Annotated in this window: 16 protein-coding genes and 1 pseudogene; 8 read left to right on the plus strand and 9 right to left on the minus strand. The window is 69.9% G+C overall.

Features of this window, described 5'->3' with window-relative positions; genetic code table 11:
* Positions 1-73: 73 nt before the first annotated feature.
* From ACZ4W9_RS20675 to trxA, 5 genes and pseudogenes are all read left to right on the plus strand, one after another.
* Positions 74-1,246, plus strand: a pseudogene (locus tag ACZ4W9_RS20675) (protein kinase family protein); the annotation flags it as partial.
* 26 nt (positions 1,247-1,272) lie between these two features.
* On the plus strand, positions 1,273-2,022 hold the full coding sequence (gene sigM / locus ACZ4W9_RS20680; protein WP_467937778.1) for an RNA polymerase sigma factor SigM: 750 nt from the start codon (positions 1,273-1,275) through the stop codon (positions 2,020-2,022).
* Positions 2,019-2,930: an anti-sigma factor family protein gene (locus ACZ4W9_RS20685; protein ID WP_467937780.1), complete on the plus strand. Its 912-nt coding sequence runs from the start codon at positions 2,019-2,021 to the stop codon at positions 2,928-2,930. Before sigM ends, ACZ4W9_RS20685 begins: the two co-directional genes overlap by 4 nt.
* A gap of 153 nt (positions 2,931-3,083) precedes the next feature.
* Positions 3,084-4,052, plus strand: a complete 969-nt coding sequence (gene trxB / locus ACZ4W9_RS20690; protein WP_467937782.1) for a thioredoxin-disulfide reductase — start codon at positions 3,084-3,086, stop codon at positions 4,050-4,052.
* Between the two features lie 49 nt (positions 4,053-4,101).
* The gene (gene trxA, locus ACZ4W9_RS20695; protein ID WP_318202468.1) at positions 4,102-4,434 is read left to right on the plus strand and encodes a thioredoxin; all 333 of its coding nucleotides are present in this window, start codon (positions 4,102-4,104) and stop codon (positions 4,432-4,434) included.
* 50 nt (positions 4,435-4,484) lie between these two features.
* Here the strand turns inward: trxA and ACZ4W9_RS20700 are convergent, their stop codons facing one another.
* The 9 genes from ACZ4W9_RS20700 to rpmH form a co-directional block, all read right to left on the minus strand.
* Positions 4,485-5,102, minus strand: a complete 618-nt coding sequence (locus ACZ4W9_RS20700; protein ID WP_467937784.1) for a GNAT family N-acetyltransferase — start codon at positions 5,100-5,102, stop codon at positions 4,485-4,487.
* Positions 5,103-5,301: 199 nt separating this feature from the next.
* Positions 5,302-6,399 carry a ParB/RepB/Spo0J family partition protein gene (locus ACZ4W9_RS20705; RefSeq protein ID WP_467937786.1) on the minus strand — a complete coding sequence of 366 codons (1,098 nt, stop codon included), beginning with the start codon at positions 6,397-6,399 and terminating at the stop codon, positions 5,302-5,304.
* Positions 6,396-7,469, minus strand: a complete 1,074-nt coding sequence (locus tag ACZ4W9_RS20710; protein ID WP_467938107.1) for a ParA family protein — start codon at positions 7,467-7,469, stop codon at positions 6,396-6,398. Before ACZ4W9_RS20710 ends, ACZ4W9_RS20705 begins: the two co-directional genes overlap by 4 nt.
* A gap of 353 nt (positions 7,470-7,822) precedes the next feature.
* Positions 7,823-8,539 (minus strand): 16S rRNA (guanine(527)-N(7))-methyltransferase RsmG, encoded by a 717-nt coding sequence (gene rsmG / locus ACZ4W9_RS20715; protein WP_416518599.1) that lies wholly within the window; start codon positions 8,537-8,539, stop codon positions 7,823-7,825.
* A gap of 115 nt (positions 8,540-8,654) precedes the next feature.
* Entirely contained in the window at positions 8,655-9,167 is a 513-nt protein-coding gene (locus ACZ4W9_RS20720) for a Jag family protein (RefSeq protein WP_467937789.1), read from the minus strand.
* 15 nt (positions 9,168-9,182) lie between these two features.
* Positions 9,183-10,454 (minus strand): membrane protein insertase YidC, encoded by a 1,272-nt coding sequence (yidC, locus tag ACZ4W9_RS20725; RefSeq protein ID WP_467937791.1) that lies wholly within the window; start codon positions 10,452-10,454, stop codon positions 9,183-9,185.
* A gap of 3 nt (positions 10,455-10,457) precedes the next feature.
* Complete coding sequence (gene yidD / locus ACZ4W9_RS20730; protein ID WP_078637607.1) at positions 10,458-10,823, minus strand: membrane protein insertion efficiency factor YidD; 366 nt, start codon at positions 10,821-10,823, stop codon at positions 10,458-10,460.
* The gene (gene rnpA, locus ACZ4W9_RS20735; RefSeq protein ID WP_467937793.1) at positions 10,820-11,191 is read right to left on the minus strand and encodes a ribonuclease P protein component; all 372 of its coding nucleotides are present in this window, start codon (positions 11,189-11,191) and stop codon (positions 10,820-10,822) included. The genes yidD and rnpA overlap by 4 nt, the downstream gene beginning before the upstream one ends.
* Before the next feature lie 21 nt (positions 11,192-11,212).
* Positions 11,213-11,350 (minus strand): 50S ribosomal protein L34, encoded by a 138-nt coding sequence (rpmH, locus tag ACZ4W9_RS20740; protein WP_003956500.1) that lies wholly within the window; start codon positions 11,348-11,350, stop codon positions 11,213-11,215.
* Between the two features lie 372 nt (positions 11,351-11,722).
* Here rpmH and dnaA point away from each other — a divergent pair, with 372 nt between their 5' ends.
* The 3 genes from dnaA (at position 11,723) to gnd (ending at position 16,945) form a co-directional block, all read left to right on the plus strand.
* Positions 11,723-13,648: a chromosomal replication initiator protein DnaA gene (gene dnaA, locus ACZ4W9_RS20745; RefSeq protein ID WP_467937795.1), complete on the plus strand. Its 1,926-nt coding sequence runs from the start codon at positions 11,723-11,725 to the stop codon at positions 13,646-13,648.
* Positions 13,649-14,716: 1,068 nt separating this feature from the next.
* Positions 14,717-15,847: a DNA polymerase III subunit beta gene (dnaN, locus tag ACZ4W9_RS20750; protein ID WP_467937797.1), complete on the plus strand. Its 1,131-nt coding sequence runs from the start codon at positions 14,717-14,719 to the stop codon at positions 15,845-15,847.
* Positions 15,848-16,069: 222 nt separating this feature from the next.
* Positions 16,070-16,945, plus strand: a complete 876-nt coding sequence (gene gnd, locus ACZ4W9_RS20755) for a phosphogluconate dehydrogenase (NAD(+)-dependent, decarboxylating) (RefSeq protein ID WP_467937799.1) — start codon at positions 16,070-16,072, stop codon at positions 16,943-16,945.
* The last annotated feature ends 1 nt before the right edge of the window (position 16,946 follow it).

Below are 16,946 nucleotides of genomic sequence, written 5' to 3' on the forward strand. Positions count from 1 at the left end.
GGGGGGCGCCTAAGGGAAAAAAAGAGACGACCAGGGCGGGGCGCGGCGGGGCCCGCCCCCCCCCCCCCCCCCGCACCGGGAGGGCCTCGCCCATCTGCGGCTGAACCCGAACGCCGTCCTGCGCACCTCCACCGGGCAGTGGCGCATCCGCGGCCTCGCCGTGAACGCGGCGCTGCGCGGCATCGGCTCCGACACCCCGCAGCGCACCGACACCGAGGCCATCGGCGCCCTGCTGTACGCGGCGCTGACCCAGCGCTGGCCCTACGAGAGCGACGCCTACGGCCTGGCCGGCCTCCCCAAGGACATCGGTCTCATCCCCCCGGACCAGGTGCGGGCCGGTGTGCACCGCGGCCTGTCCGAGCTGACCATGCGTGCCCTCGTCAACGACGGGGCCACGGCGTCCCGGCACGAGGCGCCGTGCACCACGCCGGAGGAGCTGGTGAAGGCGATCGGCGAGATGCCGCGCATCCGCCCGCCCGAGCCGGCGTTCGCCGCGCCGCCGGACTACCAGCGCACGACCTACCAGCAGGGCAGCTACGGCCGCACGGCACCGCACGCCGCCGCCACCCAGACCATCGCGCCCCCGCCGCCCCCGCTGCAGAGCCGCACCGGCAAGGCCCTGAAGTGGGCGGTGTCGGCCCTGCTCATCGCCGCCCTGGGCCTGGGCAGCTGGCAGCTGGCGGACGCCCTGATGGACCAGGGCGACAAGTCGGACGACACCAACAAGAGCCAGACGACGGACGGCGACGACAAGAACGTCGTGAAACCGAAGCCGGTTCCGATAAAGATCCGGAACGGGCAGGAGTTCGTCGCCAAGGGCGGTGCCCAGAGCCCCGGCAACGTCCCCAACACCTACGACGGCAACGCGTCGACGTACTGGAAGACCAAGAGCTTCAATGAGGGGCCGCCGATCGCCCCGTACAAGCCGGGCGTCGGCATCGTGTACGACCTCGGCTCCGCCAAGAAGCTCAGCACGGCCACCGTCGACCTCCGCTACGGCGGTGACCACACGACGGTCGAGCTGTATGCCGCGAACTCCCTGTCGCCGGCCTCGCTGGACTCCATGACGAGGATCGGCGGCGCCACGACCACGGGCACCACCGCCACGGTGAAGGTCACCAAGCAGGTCAAGACGCAGTACGTCCTCGTCTGGCTGACGGCCGTGCCGAATTCGGGGTACGACTCCACCCTGTACGCCAGCGCCGGATACAAGCAGGCCATCGGCGAAGTGAAGTTCACGGGCTGACGTCTCACCCGGACCGGAGGGGGCAGATGGCGGAGGGCGCCGGATACGACGCGGTGGACGACCGGGACCTGCTCGCCCGCCACGTGGAAGGCGACCCCGAGGCCTTCGGTGAGATCGTGCGGCGGCACCGGGACCGGCTCTGGGCGGTGGCCCTGCGGACCCTGGGGGACCGGGAAGAGGCGGCGGACGCGGTCCAGGACGCCCTGGTGTCGGCCTACCGGGCCGCCCACACCTTCCGGGGCCAGTCGGCCGTCACCACCTGGCTGCACCGGATCACGGTGAACGCCTGCCTGGACCGGGTCCGGAAGGCCGCCTCCCGGAAGACGGCACCGGTCGACGACACCGAGCGGCTGGAGCAGCTGCTGGAGCCGCACGAGTCGGCCTCGGCGCCGGCCGAGCGGAACGACGTGCACCGCCAGCTCCTCGAAGCACTCGGCACCCTTCCCCCGGAGCAACGTGCCGCTCTGGTCCTGGTGGACATGCAGGGCTACCCCGTGGCGGAGGCCGCGCGGATCCTGGACGTGCCGGCGGGAACGGTGAAGAGCCGGTGCGCCCGTGGCCGGGCCAAGCTGCTGCCCCTGCTCACGCATCTGCGGCCCGAGGGCGCCGGAGGCCCACCACGGGGCGACACCGGGAGCGGGAAGGAAAACGACCCGGGGCGGAACCGGGACCAGGGCCCATCCGTCCCACCGGCAGCGGAGTCCCCGAGCGAACGCCCCAGGGGCGCGGGACCGAGCGATTCAGCCGTAGTGAAGGGCGGAGGTGGGCGAGCGTGACGTCGACGACGGAGACGGCCGGGCACCCGGACGTCGCGGAACTCTCCGACCTCACCGAGGGCCTGCTCACGCCGGACCGGGACACGGACGTACGGCGCCACTTGGACGGCTGCGCCTCCTGCGCGGACGTGTACGCCTCGCTGGAGGAGATCCGGGGCCTGCTCGGGTCCCTCCCGGTGCCGGAGCCCATGCCGGACGAGGTCGCCGCGCGCCTCGACGCCGCCCTCGCCGCAGAGGCCGCCTTCGCCATCGAGGCCGCGCCGATCGCCGGAGCCGAAGACACCGCAGACCACGTTTCACGTGAAACATCGCTCGCCGGGAACCGGCCCGCCGAACGTCCCGCCGATTCCGCCGCCGACCGCCCGGCGGGCCGCCCCCGAGCGGCGACCGGGCCGGGACGCAAGGGGTCCGGGCGCGGACGGCGACGCGGCCGGTTCGTCCTGGGCGCCGTTCTCACGGCCGCGGTCCTGGGCGCCGGAAGCCTGATCGTGACGTCCCTCCCCGACAGCGCCGATCACCCGTCGGCCCATGGGACGCCGACCGCCTCGGCCGGCGCCTTCTCCGGGGACAGCGTGGAGCATCAGGTCCACTCCCTCCTGACCGCCGACGGACACCGGCAACGCCCCGACGACGGGTCGCGCTCGTCCGGAACCGTCGAAGGCCCCCACACCTTGCTCCGGACCGCGGTCCCGGTCCCCGACTGCGTCCGGCAGGCGCTGCGGCAGGGCGCCGACGTCCTCGGCGCCAAGACGGGAACGTACGCGGGCAGGTCCGCCTATCTCGTGGTCGTGGCCGACGCCCACGACAGCGAGCGGGTCACGGCCTACGTGGTCGACGCGAGTTGCGTCCAGCAGCAGTCGGCGTCGGCCGGCACGGTCCTGCTGCGGCAGTCCCTCGCCCGTCGCTGAGTCCGCCGGACCACCCCTTCGGCCGTCCCGGGGCAGGCGTGTGCCCGGACACACCGGGAATGCACGCCCCGTAGGATCCGTTGGGTGGGGTGTGAGTCCCGAAAGGTGCTCACCCCGGTCGACTGACGCAGACCAGAGACGAGGAATCAAGCCGTGAGCGATGTCCGTAATGTGATCATCATCGGCTCCGGGCCCGCAGGCTACACGGCGGCGCTGTACACCGCCCGTGCGTCGCTGAAGCCCCTGGTGTTCGAAGGCGCCGTCACCGCGGGCGGTGCGCTGATGAACACCACCGAGGTGGAGAACTTCCCGGGCTTCCGCGACGGCATCATGGGGCCGGACCTCATGGACAACATGCGCGCCCAGGCCGAGCGCTTCGGCGCCGAACTCGTTCCGGACGACATCGTCTCCGTCGACCTGACCGGTGAGATCAAGACCGTCACCGACACCGCGGGCACCGTCCACCGGGCGAAGGCCGTCATCGTCACCACCGGCTCCCAGCACCGCAAGCTGGGCCTGCCGAACGAGGACGCGCTCTCGGGCCGCGGTGTCTCCTGGTGTGCCACCTGTGACGGGTTCTTCTTCAAGGACCACGACATCGCCGTGATCGGCGGCGGCGACACCGCGATGGAGGAGGCCACGTTCCTCTCGCGGTTCGCCAAGTCGGTGACGATCGTCCACCGCCGGGACACCCTGCGCGCTTCCAAGGCGATGCAGGAGCGGGCCTTCGCCGATCCGAAGATCAAGTTCGTCTGGGACAGCGAGGTCGCCGAGATCCAGGGCGAGCAGAAGCTCTCCGGGCTGAAGCTGCGGAACCTCAAGACCGGCGAGCTGTCCGAGCTGCCCGTGACGGGCCTGTTCATCGCGATCGGTCACGACCCGCGCACCGAGCTGTTCAAGGGCCAGCTGGACCTGGACGAGGAGGGCTACCTGAAGGTGGCCGCGCCGTCCACCCGTACCAACGTGACCGGTGTCTTCGCCGCCGGTGACGTGGTCGACCACACCTACCGCCAGGCGATCACCGCGGCCGGCACCGGCTGCTCCGCCGCTCTGGACGCCGAGCGGTTCCTCGCCGCCCTCGCGGACGAGGACCAGGCGGAGCCCGAGAAGACGGCTGTCTGACCTTCCCCCCTTCCCCGCCCCACCGCGTAACCGAGGTAAGGAGCCCACTGTGGCCGGCAACGTGAAGACCGTGACCGACGACACCTTCGAGGAGGAGGTCCTCAAGAGCGACAAGCCCGTTCTGGTGGACTTCTGGGCCGAGTGGTGCGGCCCGTGCCGCATGATCGCCCCGTCCCTGGAGGCGATCGCCGCGGAGCACGGTGACAAGATCCAGATCGTCAAGCTCAACATCGACGAGAACCCGGACACGGCCGCCAAGTACGGCGTCATGTCCATCCCCACCCTGAACGTCTACCAGGGCGGCGACGTGGCCAAGACCATCGTGGGCGCCAAGCCCAAGGCGGCGCTCCTTCGCGACCTCGATGAGTTCATCACGAAGTGACGTTTCACGTGAAACATGAAGGGGCCGACCCGAGCGGGTCGGCCCTTTCGCTATAGCGGCCTCAGCGCGGGTTCCTTCTGGACCGCCCCCAGAAGCCGGTCGAGCGCCATCTCCACGTCTTCCTTCCAGGAGAGCGTGGACCGCAGTTCCAGCCGCAGCCGAGGATGGGCGGGATGCTGCCGGACGGTCTTGAAGCCCACGGCCAGCAGATGATCGGCGGGCAGCAGACAGGCGGGCTCCTGCCAGCGGGCGTCGCCGAACGCTTCGATCGCCTTGAAGCCCCGGCGCAGCAGATCCTTGGCGACCGTCTGCACCAGCACCCGGCCGAGGCCCTGCCCCTGATAGCCGGGCTGTACGGACCCGGTGATCAGCTGGACGGCGTCCGGTGAGAGCGGGCTCGTCGGGAAGGCCGTCGAGCGCGGGACATAGGCCGGCGGGGCGTAGAGCACGAAACCCGCCGGGACGTCGTCGACGTACACCACCCGCCCGCACGACCCCCAGTCCAGCAGGACGGCGGAGATCCAGGCTTCCTTCTCCAGCGCGGTGGTGCCCGCCGTCACCGCCGCCTCACCGCTGACCGGATCCAGCTCCCAGAAGACACAGGAGCGGCAGCGTGGGGGAAGATCCTGAAGGTTGTCCAGCGTGAGCGGCACGAGCCGACGCCCCATGGAGGCTGATCCTCGCTTCCTTCACCCGCCGCATCGCGAGCGGCTGTCAGCTGCTGACCGGTGGATATGCCCTAGCTGATCGCATCGTATCCACGATCCGATTCACTCGATACCGTGTCAAAGCAAAGAGCGGGCCGTGATCCGGTACACACCGGACACGGCCCGCTCCATTGACCCGGCAGGCGCTGCCGCCTGGGAATCAGACCTGCGTCTCGCCGTCGCCGCCGTCCTGAAGGCTCTTCTGGAGAGCCAGCTTCTCACCCGGGGCGAAGGTGCCGAGGATCCTCTCGAGATCCTCCGCCGAGGCGAACTCGACGGTGATCTTGCCCTTCTTCTGGCCCAGCTCGACCTTCACCCGCGTCTCGAAGCGGTCCGAGAGCCGGGTGGCCAGCTCGCTCAGCGCCGGAGAGGGAACGGAGCCCGCCCGGGGCCCCCGGGACCGCGAGGCCTTCTGGGGGCGTGAACCCATCAGCGTCACGATCTCTTCGACGGACCGCACCGACAGGCCCTCGGCCACGATCCGGTGCGCCAGCCGGTCCTGCTCCTCGGAGTCCTCCACCGCCAGCAGTGCCCGGGCGTGACCGGCCGAGAGCACCCCGGCGGCCACCCGCTTCTGCACGGTCGGCGACAGCTTCAGCAGACGCAGCGTGTTGGAGACCTGCGGGCGGGAGCGCCCGATCCGGTCGGCCAGCTGGTCGTGCGTGCAGTTGAAGTCCTTCAGCAGCTGGTCGTAGGCAGCGGCCTCCTCGATCGGATTCAGCTGCGCACGGTGCAGGTTCTCCAGCAGCGCGTCCAGGAGGAGCTTCTCGTCCTCCGTGGCCCGCACGATGGCCGGGATGGACTCCAAGCCGGCCTCACGGCACGCGCGCCAGCGACGCTCGCCCATGATCAGCTCATAGCGGCCGGGCCCCAGCGGCCGCACCACGACGGGCTGCAGCAGGCCGACCTCCTTGATGGAGGTGACCAGCTCCTGAAGCGCGTCCTCGTCGAAGACCTCGCGCGGCTGGCGCGGGTTCGGCGTGATGGCGTCCAGGGGGATCTCGGCGAAGTGGGCCCCCATCGGCGGCGCGGGCACCTCCACCGCGGGGCTCCCCTGGACCGTCTGGATGTCCTGGGCGGCGGGCGGCAGCGTGGCCACCTTCGCCGCGGCCACCCCCCGGTCGCTCGTCAGCACCGGGACGGCCGCGGGGGAGGTGGACCCTCCGCCCAGCGCCATCGGGGCCGGCGTCCTCTCGGTCGGGGCAGCGGGGATCAGTGCGCCAAGACCACGGCCCAGCCCCCTCCGTCGTTCACTCACTGAATCCCCTCCACCATGCTCTGATCTTTCTGGGCGCCGATGTGGGCCTGGCTCGCGTCATAGCTGATGCCGACACCCCTCAGCGCGATTTCCCGGGCCGCCTCAAGGTACGAGAGGGCGCCGCTCGATCCTGGATCGTAAGTCAGCACCGTCTGCCCGTAGCTCGGCGCCTCGGAGATACGGACCGAGCGGGGAATGCTCGTCCGCAGCACCTCGTCGCCGAAGTGGCTGCGCACCTCTTCCGCCACCTGGGAGGCGAGACGCGTCCGGCCGTCGTACATGGTGAGCAGGATGGTCGACACATGCAGTGTGGGGTTGAGGTGCCCCCGCACCAGGTCGACGTTGCGCAGGAGCTGACCGAGGCCCTCGAGCGCGTAGTACTCGCACTGGATCGGGATCAGCACCTCGGCGCCCGCGACCATCGCGTTGACGGTCAGCAGGCCCAGCGAGGGCGGACAGTCGATGAGGATGTAGTCCAACGGCTGCTCGTACGCCTGGATGGCCCGCTGCAGCCGGCTCTCCCGCGCCACCAGGGACACCAGCTCGATCTCCGCACCGGCGAGATCGATGGTGGCCGGGGCGCAGAACAGGCCCTCGACGTCGGGGACGGGCTGGACGACCTCGGCGAGCGGCTTGCTCTCCACCAACACGTCGTAGATCGAGGGAACTTCGGCGTGATGGTCGATCCCGAGGGCGGTGGACGCGTTGCCCTGCGGGTCGAGGTCGATCACCAGGACCCGGCCACCGTGCAGAGCCAGCGAGGCGGCAAGATTGACGGTCGTCGTCGTCTTGCCCACGCCGCCCTTCTGGTTGGCAACCACGATGATGCGGGTCTGCTCCGGCCGGGGCAGGCCTGCGCCGGCGCGGCCGAGAGCCTCCACCGCCAGTTGGGCCGCACGGCCGATGGGAGTGTCGTCCATCGGAGGCGGTGTTTCACGTGAAACATCCGCCCCCATCGACTCGGTACGGGGACCGGGGACCGGATCGGTCATCGGTCCCGCGATGTTGGCGTCGGACCGCAAGGATTCACTCTCCTCGACTTCAGGCTCGCGATGAACAGAGCCTCCCATGTCTTCGGGGTCGTGAACCAGTGAGGTCTGGCGATCTGTGGAGAAATACACCTCTGTGGACAACTCCGTACCCCCGGAGAGGGATGGAGTCTCCGGAGAGACGGGCTCCTCTCCGAGTGCACCGAGAGGCTTTCGGTCGCGGGGTTCGGCCGCAGCGCGGCCACGACTGATGATGCCGTGCAGCAGTGAGCGACGTTTCACGTGAAACACGATGCACAGCGGCTGCGACCGGGCCCCGGCGACACTCCGACTTGTCCCGGTTCGGCAGCTTGTGTGGAGTACGTCTTGTCGTCAGGACGGGTCAGCGCCGGCCGGCCTTCCGGCCGCCGACGCACCCCTGTCCGTCCTCCGGTTCACCGCCGACGGCGGGCCCGGCCCGTACGGGCCGCCTTGGCGCGCTTCGCGGCGAAGCGCACCCCGCCCGGGCTCTCCCCGACCTCGACGCGGACCACGGTGGACAGCGGATCCACCACGCCCTCGCCCACATGCAGGATCGATGTCTCCACCGCTCCCAGCTTGCTCAACGCGGTGGCCGCCGCCTTCAGCTCCTCCTCGGCGGTGTCGCCCTTGAGCGCCAGCATCTCGCCGTACGGACGCAGCAGCGGGATGCCCCAGGTGGCCAGGCGGTCCAGCGGGGCCACGGCACGCGCCGTCACCACATGGACCGGCGGCAGCTTGCCCATGACCTCCTCGGCCCGGCCGCGCACCACCGTGACATGGTCCAGGCCGAGCAGCTCGACGACCTCGGTGAGGAAGTTGGTGCGCCGCAGCAGGGGCTCCAGCAGGGTGATGTTCAGGTCGTCGCGGACCAGGGCCAGCGGGATGCCGGGCAGCCCGGCGCCGGAACCGACGTCGCAGACCGTCACCCCCTCGGGAACGGCCTCGGAGAGCACCGCGCAGTTCAGCAGGTGCCTCTCCCACAGGCGGGGCACTTCCCGCGGGCCGATCAGGCCACGCTGCACGCCTGCCTCGGCGAGCAGCTCCGCATAGCGGACCGCATCGGCGAAGCGATCACCAAACACTTCCCGCGCCTGCTCGGGCGCGGGGGGAAGCTCCGCTGCCTCCGTCACGGGGACCGTCCTTCCGTACAGCGCCGGCGCGTCGCGCACCGGCCACCAGAACTACCAGGCTGACAAAGTTCGGCCCCGCCTGCTCAACAGACGGGGCCGGTGGAACGGGGGCCGATCAGGCGGGCAGCACGACGACGAACCGCTGCGGCTCCTCGCCCTCGGACTCGCTGCGCAGCCCCGCGGCCTTGACCGCGTCGTGCACGACCTTGCGCTCGAACGGGGACATCGGCTTGAGCTTCACGGGCTCGCCGGTGCCCTTCACCTCGGCCGCGGCCTTGGCACCCAGCTCGGACAGCTCGGCGCGCTTCTTGGCGCGGTAGCCCGCGATGTCCAGCATGAGCCGGCTGCGGTCACCGGTCTCCCGGTGCACGGCGAGCCGCGTCAGTTCCTGCAGGGCCTCCAGCACCTCGCCGTCCCGGCCGACCAGCTTCTGCAGGTCACGGGTGCCGGTGTCACTGATGATCGACACGGAGGCGCGGTCCGCCTCGACGTCCATGTCGATGTCGCCGTCGAGGTCGGCGATGTCCAGCAGACCCTCCAGGTAGTCCGCCGCGATCTCACCCTCCTGCTCCAGGCGGGTGAGGGTGTCTGCACCCTCGGCAGCGGCGGAGGTGGTGCCTTCCGTCACGGGATGGACTCCTTCTTACTTCTTGGACGGGGACTTGGGCCGCTGCGGGCCACCCTTGCGCTGGCCGGACTGGGCCTTGCTGCGGGTGCCGGAGCCGGGCTTCTGGGGCTGCTTGGCGGCCGCGGGCTTGGTCTCCTGCGGCTCGTCGGACTTCTCCAGCGACGGGGAGTCACCCGTCCTGGTCCCGGACTGACGCTGGGACTTGCTCTGGCGCTTGGGCTGCTGACGCCGGGCGGCGGCCGCGGCCGTGCCGGTGGCCGCGCCTTCCTCGGTCTCGGCCTCCGCCGCGGTCTGGGCCGCGCTCTTCGTCACGGTGCCGTCGGCCTGGGCGGCGAGGCCGGCCTTGGTGAGCGCGTTGACGAACTTGCGCTCGAACTCGTTGCGGTCGCGGCCCTTGGCCACGATCGCCTTCACGATGGCCTTCTCGCTGCGCCGGCGGATCTTGCCGTGCTGCGTGACGTGCTTGGTCAGGCGCTCCAGGTAGGCGGCCTGGGCCTTGGAACCCGGGGTCGGGTTGTTGTGGATGACGTACATCTGCTGGCCCATGGTCCACACGTTGGTGGTCAGCCAGTAGATGAGGACACCGACCGGGAAGTTCACACCGAGGACGGCGAACATGATCGGGAAGACGTACATCAGCATCTTCTGCTGCTGCATGAACGGCGTCTTCACGGTGGTGTCGACGTTCTTCGTCATCAGCTGGCGCTGCGTGTAGAACTGCGACGCCGACATCAGCACGATCATGATCGCGGTCACGATGCGGACATCGGTCAGCGAGGCGTGGAGGGCGCTGACCTGGCTTTCGCTGCTGAAGAACTTGGCGGCCAGCGGGGCGCCGAAGATGTGCGCGTTCCGCGCGCTCTCGAGCAGGTCGGCGTCGATGACGCCGATCTTCTTGCCCGACGCGATGCCGGCGAGCACGTGGTACAGGGCGAAGAAGAACGGGGACTGCGCCAGGATGGGAAGGCACGAGGAGAGCGGGTTGGTACCCGACTCCTTGTACAGCTTCATCATCTCTTCGGACTGGCGCTGCCGGTCGTTCTTGTAGCGCTCCTGGATCTTCTTCATCTCCGGCTGGAGCGTCTGCATCGCGCGAGTCGCCTTGATCTGCTTCACGAAGAGCGGGATCAGGCAGATGCGGATCAGGATCACCAGGGACACGATGGACAGGCCCCAGGCCCACCCGGTGTCAGGTCCGAAGATCGCCCCGTACACCTTGTGGAACTGGACGATGACCCAGGAGACGGGCCAGGTGATGAAACTGAAAAGGCTGGCAATCGTGTCCACTAATCATGCTCCTTGGGCATGGGACGAGGTCTCTGCGGCCGGGCTCGAAGGAGACTCCGTTGGGGGCTTCGCTTCGGTGGCCGTTTCGGCGGCGGAGGACCCGCCCCTGCGTGCGCGCCAGGCGTCGCGCAGCATTTCGTGCCACCGCGGACGCTTACGCGGCGGAACATGGTCCACGCCACCCGGCGACCACGGATTGCACCGGAGGATCCGCCAGGCGGTCAATGCGGTCCCTTTGACCGCACCGTGCCGGTCGATGGCCGTGTAGCCGTAGTGGGAGCACGACGGGTAGTACTTGCATACCGGCCCCAGCAGTGGACTGATCGTCCACTGGTACAGCTTGATCAGAGCCAGCAGCGGGTACTTCATCGCGCGCCCCCTCCCAGCAGCCGCTGTAGGGCGGCGTCCAGGTCTCGGGCCAGCTGTGCGTGGTCTGCGTCGCCCGCTCCGGGCAGCGCTCGTACGACTACCAGGCTACCGGGGGGAAACAGGGCGACTCGGTCACGCATCAGGTGGCGCAGTCTGCGCTTCACTTTATTGCGCACGACCGCCCTACCCACGGCCTTGCTGACGACGAAACCCGCACGCGTCGGGGGAGCGCTCTCCCCAGGCGCGTGCGGGTCCGTGGCACCGCTTCGAAGGTGCACGACGAGTGTCGGGCGGCCTGCCCGGCGACCCCGTCGTACCGCGGTCGCGAAGTCCTCGCGCCGCCTCAGCCGGTTCTCGGTGGGCAGCACGATGTCATGACCTGACCGGGATCAGGCGGACAGACGGGCGCGACCCTTGCTACGGCGGGACGCGAGAATCGCGCGGCCGGCACGGGTCCGCATACGCAGCCGGAAGCCGTGGGTCTTCGCGCGACGACGGTTGTTCGGCTGGAAGGTGCGCTTGCTCACTCGGGGGCTCCAGAAAATCGGTAGTGGCGGGGTGCCGTCCTGGCTGTCACCGTGCGCCCACGAGTAGCTCGCGTCACGCCCGAGTGCACCGCTTCCCGATCACCTGACGTGACCTGTGCCCATCGGAGGCAGGCGGCAGCAGCCATCGACAACTCGACCTGGTTACGGTACGCGGGGCTGCGCCATCCGGTCAAACCGAGGGCTGCCGGGGGACACTGTCCACAGGCTGGGGACAACAACTTGAACCGTACCCGCCGCGCTGACTACCGTGGCTGGACTCCGATTCGTTCCCATATCCCCGCCCGACCCGATTTTCATCCCGACCCGTCCCTGAACCACACGTTCGTGGGACCTGTGAGAGAGCGTGTCCCTGTGGCTGACGTACCTGCCGATCTTGCCGCAGTGTGGCCGCGAGTACTGGAACAGCTGCTCGGTGAGGGCCGCGGACAGGGTGTGGAGACCAAGGACGAGCACTGGATCCGGCGCTGCCAGCCGCTCGCGCTGGTCGCCGACACCGCCCTGCTCGCCGTGCCGAACGAATTCGCGAAGGGCGTACTGGAAGGCCGTCTGGCGCCCGTCGTCAGCGAGACCCTGAGCCGTGAGTGCGGCCGTCCCATCCGGATCGCGATCACCGTGGACGACTCCGCGGGCGAACCGCCGGCGCCCCCCGCGCAGCAGCCCGCGAAGCCGCGCTACGAGGAGCCGGAGCTTCCCTCGGGGCCGTACGAGGGCTACGGCCGCTCCCGCGGCGCCGAGCAGCACCCGGGCGGCGAGCAGCGCTCCGAGCAGCGCCCGGGCGGCCGCCCGGACCAGCTCCCCACCGTCCGCCCGGTCTACCCGTCCGAGTACCAGCGCCCCGAACCGGGCGCCTGGCCGCGCCCGGGACAGGACGACTACGGCTGGCAGCAGCCCCGGCTCGGCTTCCCGGAGCGGGACCCGTACGCCTCGCCGTCGTCCCAGGACGGCTACGGCTCCGGCGCGGACGCGTACGGCGCGCCGTCCCAGGACTACCGTCCGCAGGGCAGGGACCGGCCGCCGTACGAGCAGCAGCGCGGCGAGTACGACTCCGGGCGCCCGGACTACGACTCCGCGCGGGGCGAGTACGACCCGTCCCGGACCGAGTACGACCAGCGCGACCCGGTCCGCCGGGAGCTGCCCGACCCGGCGGCGCACCGCGGCGGCCCCGGCCGCCCGGACCTGCCCGCCGCCGGTGCCCAGGGTCCGTCCGCCGCGCAGCCGGCACCGGCCGGCGGTCCCGGCGAGCCGACCGCGCGGCTGAACCCCAAGTACCTGTTCGACACCTTCGTCATCGGCGCGTCCAACCGCTTCGCGCACGCGGCGGCGGTCGCGGTCGCCGAGGCCCCGGCGAAGGCGTACAACCCGCTGTTCATCTACGGCGAGTCGGGGCTCGGCAAGACCCATCTGCTGCACGCCATCGGGCACTACGCGCGCAGCCTCTACCCGGGCACGCGCGTGCGGTACGTCAGCTCGGAGGAGTTCACCAACGAGTTCATCAACTCCATCCGCGACGGCAAGGGCGACAGCTTCCGCAAGCGCTACCGCGAGATGGACATCCTGCTCGTCGACGACATCCAGTTCCTCGCGGACAAGGAGTCGACGCAGGAGGAGTTCTTCCACACCTTCAACACGCTCCACAACGCCAACAAGCAGATCGTGCTCTCCAGCGACCGGCCGCCCAAGCAGCTGGTCACGCTGGAGGACCGGCTGCGCAACCGCTTCGAGTGGGGCCTGATCACCGACGTCCAGCCGCCCGAGCTGGAGACACGGATCGCGATCCTGCGCAAGAAGGCGGTGCAGGAGCAGCTGAACGCGCCGCCGGAGGTGCTGGAGTTCATCGCCTCCCGGATCTCGCGGAACATCCGTGAGCTGGAGGGCGCGCTGATCCGGGTCACGGCGTTCGCCTCGCTCAACCGGCAGCCGGTGGACCTGGGCCTGACGGAGATCGTCCTGAAGGACCTGATCCCCGGCGGCGAGGACAGCGCGCCGGAGATCACCGCGACGGCCATCATGGCGGCCACCGCGGACTACTTCGGGCTGACGGTGGAGGACCTGTGCGGCACTTCGCGCGGGCGCGCGCTGGTCACCGCGCGGCAGATCGCGATGTACCTGTGCCGCGAGCTGACGGACCTGTCACTGCCGAAGATCGGCGCGCAGTTCGGCGGCCGGGACCACACCACCGTGATGCACGCCGACCGAAAGATCCGCGCGCTGATGGCCGAGCGGCGCTCGATCTACAACCAGGTCACCGAGCTGACCAACCGCATCAAGAACGGCTGAGCCGGCCGTACACGGGCGCGGAGGGCGCTCCGGGGCACACACGCCTCCGGAGCGCCCTCCGGCGTTTCCGGGGTCTCCGAGGCCAGGCCATCGGACGGTGCGGGCGCCGGCACCCGCACCGCACCCGCACCCGCACCCGCACCCGCACCCGCACCCGCACCGACGGTCCCGCGCCCCGGTGCCCCGGCCCACGCACCCAGGACCTGCGGAGGGGCTCCGACGGGGCTTCGGAGCCCCTCCGGAGGCCTCGGCGGGCTTCGGAGGCGCCGGATGCGGGCTGTGGGGCCGTTTCCTCACCGTCATCCCTTGTTCGATTACCTGCCTGGTTACGGCCTTCCTCCACAGATTCGGCGACTTTCTTCCGTCCACAGACTGGGGACTGCGAAGTTGTCCCGAACCGTGTCCACAGGGAGGCTGGCTCCTGGGCGTCCGCCCAGCTCAAGGGCCTGTGGATTCGTGGACGAAGGATCTCCACAGACTGTGGATAACCTCGCCGCCCCCAGGCCCGGCCTCGCGTTTTCCACCGGTACCCCACAGGCTGGGGGCGGTTGTCCCCAGTGAACCCGGGCTTCTCCACATGGCTGTCCACTGTTCGGCAACGCGACGCCCGCGCTCACCGCGTCGAGTGAAAGGCGTCACAGGAAGCTGCCGGATTGGGCTGTGGGAAACGTGGGTATTCCTGGGGACACAGCTGGGGAGAACTGCCCTCAGCCTGTGGGCGGTGTGTGCAGAACTTTCCGTTCTCCACAGACAGGCCCGGTTTTCCACTGGCTCCACCCACAGGGGCGGTGGATAAAAAACCCGTGCTGAGCTGGGCAAACGTGGTTATCCACCGTATCCACAGGCCCTACTACTACTCCCGACTAGAGAGAGCTCGGCAATCGCTTTGAAGCGGGGCCTGTGCACAACTCGCCCGTTCGGGCCCGGCTGCCCCTCGGACCGACTTGACCCCGACGGGCACCTACTGTCAGTGCCGTGCGTCAGACTGGTCCCCGGTGTCCTTCCCGTCACAGAGGGCGGTGACACCGAGTCGGAGGACTCAGTAGCAACAGCAGGAGGCGGCTTACGGTGAAGATCCGGGTGGAACGCGACGTACTCGCGGAGGCAGTGGCCTGGGCGGCACGCAGCCTCCCGGCCCGTCCGCCGGCGCCTGTCCTCGCCGGCCTGCTGCTGAAGGCCGAGGACGGCCAGCTGAGTCTGTCGGGCTTCGACTACGAGGTCTCCGCGCGGGTGAACGTCGACGCCGAGGTCGAGGAGGAGGGCACCGTCCTCGTCTCCGGCCGGCTGCTCGCCGACATCTCGCGTGCCCTCCCCAACCGGCCGGTGGAGATTTCCACAGACGGTGTACGGGCGACCGTGGTCTGCGGCTCCTCCCGGTTCACCCTCCACACCCTGCCTGTGGAGGAGTACCCGGCGCTGCCCCAGATGCCGAACGCGACCGGCACCGTCCCCGGCGAGGTCTTCGCCGCGGCCGTCTCCCAGGTGGCCATCGCCGCCGGCCGGGACGACACGCTGCCGGTGCTGACCGGTGTGCGCATCGAGATCGAGGGCGACACGGTCACCCTGGCCTCCACCGACCGCTACCGCTTCGCGGTCCGCGAGTTCCTGTGGAAGCCGGAGAACCCGGACGCCTCCGCCGTCGCCCTGGTCCCGGCCAAGACGCTGCTGGACACCGCGAAGTCGCTGGGTGCCGGGGACAGCGTCACGCTGGCGCTGGCCGGCGCGGGCGCCGGTGAGGGCCTGATCGGTTTCGAGGGCGCCGGGCGCCGCACGACCACGCGGCTGCTCGAGGGCGACCTGCCCAAGTACCGGACGCTGTTCCCGACCGAGTTCAACTCCGTCGCCGTGATCGAGACCGCGCCGTTCGTGGAGGCGGTCAAGCGCGTGGCCCTGGTCGCCGAGCGGAACACCCCGGTGCGGCTGAGCTTCGAGCAGGGCGTGCTGATCCTGGAGGCCGGGTCCAGCGACGACGCACAGGCTGTGGAAAGGGTCGACGCGCAGCTGGAGGGCGACGACATCTCGATCGCCTTCAACCCGACCTTCCTGCTGGACGGTCTGAGCGCGATCGACTCGCCGGTGGCGCAGCTGTCGTTCACCACGTCCACGAAGCCCGCGCTGCTCAGCGGCAGGCCGGCGGTGGACGCCGAGGCCGACGACGCGTACAAGTACCTGATCATGCCGGTCCGCCTCAGCGGCTGACGTTCTCCACAGATGTGCACGGCGCCGGGCGTCCCTGTGGGCGCCCGGCGCCGTGGCGGGACCTCCGGGTGGGCCACATCGGCCCGCATCCACGTCTTCGCAGGTCAGTGGGCTCCTCGCATGAGCGCGTATGCCCACAGCTGTGCGTGCGCGTCCGGGTTTAGGCTCGGCTCGGCACCCCGGTGCCTCTCACGCCACACAGCGACCTAAGGAACACAACTGATGGAGCTCGGTCTCGTCGGCCTCGGCAAGATGGGCGGCAACATGCGCGAGCGGATCCGCCGCGCGGGCCACACCGTCATCGGATACGACCGCAACGCGGACGTCGCGGATGTCCACAGCCTGGAAGAGCTTGTGAGCAGGCTCAGCGGCCCGCGCGTGGTCTGGGTGATGGTCCCGGCGGGCGAGCCCACCCAGTCGACCATCGACCGGCTCGCCGAGCTGCTGGAGCCCGGCGACGTCGTCGTGGACGGCGGCAACTCCCGCTGGACCGACGACGAGCGGCACGCCGGGGAACTGGCCGCCAAGGGCATAGGCTTCGTCGACTGCGGCGTCTCCGGCGGCGTGTGGGGCCTGGAGAACGGGTACGCGCTGATGTACGGCGGCGACGCCGAGAACGTCGCCAAGGTGCAGCCGGTCTTCGACGCGCTCAAGCCGGAGGGCGACTTCGGCGCGGTGCACGCGGGCAAGGTCGGCGCGGGCCACTTCGCGAAGATGGTCCACAACGGCATCGAGTACGCCATGATGCAGGCCTACGCCGAGGGCTGGGAGCTGCTGGAGAAGGTTGACTCCGTGGAGAACGTCCGCGAGGTCTTCCGCTCCTGGCAGGAGGGCACGGTCATCCGCTCCTGGCTGCTGGACCTCGCGGTCAACGCCCTGGACGAGGACGAGCACCTCAAGGACCTGCGCGGTTACGCACAGGACTCCGGCGAGGGACGCTGGACGGTGGAGGCGGCCATCGACAACGCCGTGCCGCTGCCGGCGATCACCGCCTCGCTGTTCGCGCGGTTCGCCTCCCGGCAGGAGGACTCGCCGCAGATGAAGATGATCGCCGCGCTGCGCAACCAGTTCGGCGGCCACGCCGTAGAGAAGAAGTAAG

This window comes from Streptomyces sp. NPDC029296, from assembly GCF_055569255.1.

Coding starts and splice junctions, on each gene's coding strand:
- sigM (WP_467937778.1), top strand. CDS start 1,273: ATGGCGGAGGGCGCCGGATACGACGCGGTGGACGACCGGGACCTGCTC.
- ACZ4W9_RS20700 (WP_467937784.1), bottom strand. CDS start 5,102: ATGGGGCGTCGGCTCGTGCCGCTCACGCTGGACAACCTTCAGGATCTT.
- ACZ4W9_RS20710 (WP_467938107.1), bottom strand. CDS start 7,469: ATGGGAGGCTCTGTTCATCGCGAGCCTGAAGTCGAGGAGAGTGAATCC.
- yidD (WP_078637607.1), bottom strand. CDS start 10,823: ATGAAGTACCCGCTGCTGGCTCTGATCAAGCTGTACCAGTGGACGATC.
- gnd (WP_467937799.1), top strand. CDS start 16,070: ATGGAGCTCGGTCTCGTCGGCCTCGGCAAGATGGGCGGCAACATGCGC.